Below are 3,869 nucleotides of genomic sequence, written 5' to 3' on the forward strand. Positions count from 1 at the left end.
ACCGAGGTTGAGCTGCTGAAGACCCCGAACTTGGGTAAGAAGTCGCTGACTGAGATCAAGGACGTGCTGGCCTCTAAAGGTCTGTCCCTTGGTATGCGTCTAGAGAACTGGCCTCCGGCTAGTTTGAAAAATGACGACAAAGTCGCGTCTTGATACAGCGATTCGAACTGACTAGTTTGGTAAGGATTTAATCATGCGTCATCGTAAAACTGGTCGTAAATTCAGCCGTACCAGTGCGCACCGCAAAGCGATGTTCAAAAACATGGCAGTGTCCCTGTTTGAGCATGAGTTGATTAGAACAACTCTGCCTAAAGCTAAGGAACTGCGTCGCTATGCCGAGCCACTGATTACACTGGCTAAAAACGACACCGTAGCAAACCGCCGTCTGGCATTTGCACGTACCAACAACAAAGTAGCTGTTGGTAAACTGTTCAACGATCTGGGCCCGCGTTACGCGCAGCGTCCAGGTGGCTACATTCGTATTCTGAAATGTGGCTTCCGCCCTGGCGACAATGCGCCAATGGCTTACGTTGAACTGGTAGACCGCCCGGTAGCAACTGAAGCAGTCGAAGAGACTTCTGAAGATTAATTGCTAATACCGTCAAAAAACCCGGCTTTATGCCGGGTTTTTTATTGCCTGAAATTTGGTGTTGTCAGATCTGAGGCCGTCTGCGGCTTGAAGGATTTACTCAAAAGTCAGGCCAAAAAAAGGAGAGCAGCGCTCTCCTTTAGTGTTTTAGGAATCGATTAGCCGAGCATTGGCTTCAGGAAGCGACCGGTATGCGAGTGCGCACATTCGGCCACCTCTTCGGGTGTGCCGGTAGCGATAATCTCGCCCCCATTGATACCCCCTTCCGGTCCGAGATCCACAATCCAGTCGGCGGTTTTGATGACATCCAGGTTATGCTCGATAACCACGATGGTGTTGCCGTGATCACGTAAACGGTTCAGGACGGTCAGCAGCTGCTGAATATCGTAGAAGTGTAAGCCCGTGGTGGGTTCGTCGAGAATGTAAAGGGTCTTGCCGGTGTCTCGCTTCGACAGTTCTTTTGCCAGCTTCACGCGCTGAGCTTCGCCGCCCGACAAGGTGGTTGCGGCCTGACCGAGACGGATATAACTCAAACCCACATCCATCAGGGTTTGTAAGCGGCGCGCAAGCGCAGGGATCGCGTCAAAAAACACGCGTCCGTCCTCGATTGTCATCTGCAGGACTTCGTCGATGCTCTTGCCCTTGTACTTAATTTCAAGTGTCTCACGGTTGTAACGTTTGCCTTTACAGACGTCACAGGGCACGTAGACATCCGGCAAGAAATGCATCTCTACCTTAATGACGCCATCACCCTGACAGGCCTCGCAGCGACCGCCTTTGACGTTAAAGCTGAATCGGCCCGGTTTATAACCCCGGGAGCGGGCTTCCTGAGTGCCGGCAAAGAGTTCACGTACGGGCGTGAAGATGCCGGTGTAGGTTGCCGGGTTGGAGCGTGGAGTACGGCCAATAGGGCTTTGATCAATATCGATGACCTTGTCGAAGTGTTTCATGCCTGCAACGCTGTCATGTGCGGAGGCATCCAGAGTCGTCGCGTGGTTAAGTTCGGTCGCGGCTATCGGGTACAGGGTTGAGTTGATCAGGGTCGATTTGCCGGACCCAGACACGCCAGTGATACAGGTGAAGAGCCCAACCGGCACTTCAAGGGTGACGTTTTTCAGGTTGTTGCCGGTGGCACCGGCCAGCGTCAGCATTTTGTCTGCATCAACCGGATGACGTTGTGCAGGGACTTCAATTTTACGAGTGCCCGACAGGTATTGGCCGGTGAGCGAGTGCTCACAATCCATAACGTCCTGCGCTTTACCGTGAGCAACAATTTCACCGCCATGGACACCCGCACCGGGGCCTATATCGACAAGATAGTCAGCCATTCTGATCGCGTCTTCATCGTGTTCTACAACGATGACGGTGTTGCCGAGATCGCGGAGATGCTCCAGCGTGCCAAGAAGGCGTTCGTTGTCCCGTTGGTGAAGCCCGATGGAAGGCTCATCCAATATATACATTACCCCAACCAGCCCGGCGCCGATCTGGCTGGCTAGACGGATACGCTGGGCTTCACCGCCGGACAATGTTTCGGCGTTGCGTTCCAGTGAAAGATAATCAAGACCTACATTAACCAGAAAGCTGAGACGCTGGCGGATCTCTTTTAGGATTTTGTCAGCGATTTCGCCCTGTTTCCCTTCCAGTTTAAGCTGTTCGAAATACTGGTAGCAGTTACCGATTGGGAGCTTGACGATATTTGGCAGGGTTTCGCCATCAATAAATACGTGACGTGCATCACGGCGCAGACGGCTGCCTTCACAGGAGGGGCACGGCTGGATGTTGAGGTATTTCGAAAGGTCTTCGCGAACCATTTCTGATTCTGTTTCGCGATAACGACGGTCTAGATTGTTCAGCACACCTTCAAACGGGTGTGACTTACTGATCATATCTCCACGATCATTCAGATACCGGAATGGCACGCTTTCCTTGCCGCTGCCCTGAAGGATGATCTGCTGATGTTTTTTTGAAAGATCACGGAATGCAGTATCCAGATTGAAACCGAAGTGTTCCGCGACGGCCTTAAGCTGCTGGAAGTAATACAGGCTTCGACGGTCCCAACCGCGGATCGCACCTTCGGACAGGGTCAGGCTGTTATCGTGAACGACCTTGTTCGGATCGAAAAACTGTTTCACCCCCAAACCGTCACACGAAGAACATGCACCGTGTGGGTTGTTGAACGAGAACATGCGGGGTTCCAGTTCCTGGATGCTGTGACCACAATGTGGGCATGCAAACCGTGCGGAAAAGATCAGATCGGCTGCATCGCCATCCATCCACGCAACTTTCGCGATACCGTCCGTTAGGTTGAGTGCGGTCTCAAAGGATTCGGCCAAACGTATCTGCAGATCATCGCGTACTTTAAAGCGATCGACGACGGCTTCGATGTTGTGCTTTTTGTTCTTATCCAGTTCAGGTGCACTGTCCAGGTCGACGACGATGCCGTTAATCCGTGCACGAACAAAGCCGCTGGTACGCAATTCACTCAAGGTATGTAAATGCTCACCTTTGCGACCTTGCACAACCGGCGCGAGCAGCATCAGCTTGCTGCCCTCAGGCATTTCTAATACCTGGTCCACCATCTGGCTGACGGTCTGTGCGGCTAGCGGCAGATCGTGATCCGGGCAGCGGGGTTCGCCAGCTCGGGCGAATAACAGACGCAGGTAATCGTAGATCTCCGTGATGGTGCCGACGGTAGAACGTGGGTTGTGCGATGTGGACTTTTGCTCAATCGAAATAGCAGGGGAAAGACCTTCGATATGGTCCACGTCCGGCTTTTCCATCATAGACAGGAATTGGCGGGCATACGTGGAAAGGGATTCCACATAGCGGCGCTGACCTTCGGCATAGAGTGTATCAAACGCCAGCGATGACTTACCCGAACCGGACAGGCCGGTAATGACAATCAACTGATCGCGAGGGATCTCCAGATCGATGTTCTTGAGGTTGTGGGTACGTGCACCGCGAACCAGTATCTTGTCCATGTTCTCTCCGCAAGGAACAAACAAAAGAGCAAATTATAAAGACTTAACGACGGGTAATAAATGTACGTTGTGTTGTGATGGTCATAAGGGGAGCTATTGGATGAAAAATTTATGAGTAAATCCTCCGTGTCTTCATCTCATGCTGTGGTATTCTACACCCATAGTGAACACCCCTTTTCAGGGTGGTCAGGGACGACGTTAAGCAACGAATTTTAACTGGAGATTTTCATGGCTCGTGGCGTTAACAAAGTAATTCTTGTGGGTAATCTGGGTGGCGATCCTGAGGTTCGTTACATGCC

Annotated in this window: 3 protein-coding genes and 1 pseudogene; 3 read left to right on the forward strand and 1 reads right to left on the reverse strand. The window is 52.0% G+C overall.

Going from position 1 to position 3,869, the window contains the following annotated elements:
* Both ABYW01_RS16200 and rplQ read left to right on the forward strand, forming a co-directional pair.
* Window positions 1-153 (forward strand): DNA-directed RNA polymerase subunit alpha C-terminal domain-containing protein (locus ABYW01_RS16200; RefSeq protein ID WP_372834664.1); only part of this gene is annotated, 153 nt, incomplete at its 5' end.
* Between the two features lie 40 nt (window positions 154-193).
* Window positions 194-589 (forward strand): 50S ribosomal protein L17, encoded by a 396-nt coding sequence (rplQ, locus tag ABYW01_RS16205; RefSeq protein WP_193952517.1) that lies wholly within the window; start codon window positions 194-196, stop codon window positions 587-589.
* 158 nt (window positions 590-747) lie between these two features.
* Here rplQ and uvrA read toward each other — a convergent pair whose 3' ends face one another.
* Entirely contained in the window at window positions 748-3,570 is a 2,823-nt protein-coding gene (gene uvrA / locus ABYW01_RS16210) for an excinuclease ABC subunit UvrA (RefSeq protein WP_372834662.1), read from the reverse strand.
* Between the two features lie 228 nt (window positions 3,571-3,798).
* Here uvrA and ABYW01_RS16215 point away from each other — a divergent pair.
* Window positions 3,799-3,869: pseudogene (locus ABYW01_RS16215) on the forward strand (single-stranded DNA-binding protein); the annotation flags it as partial.

It is taken from the genome of Pontibacterium sp. (genome assembly GCF_041587635.1).
GTDB lineage: Bacteria > Pseudomonadota > Gammaproteobacteria > Pseudomonadales > Balneatricaceae > Pontibacterium.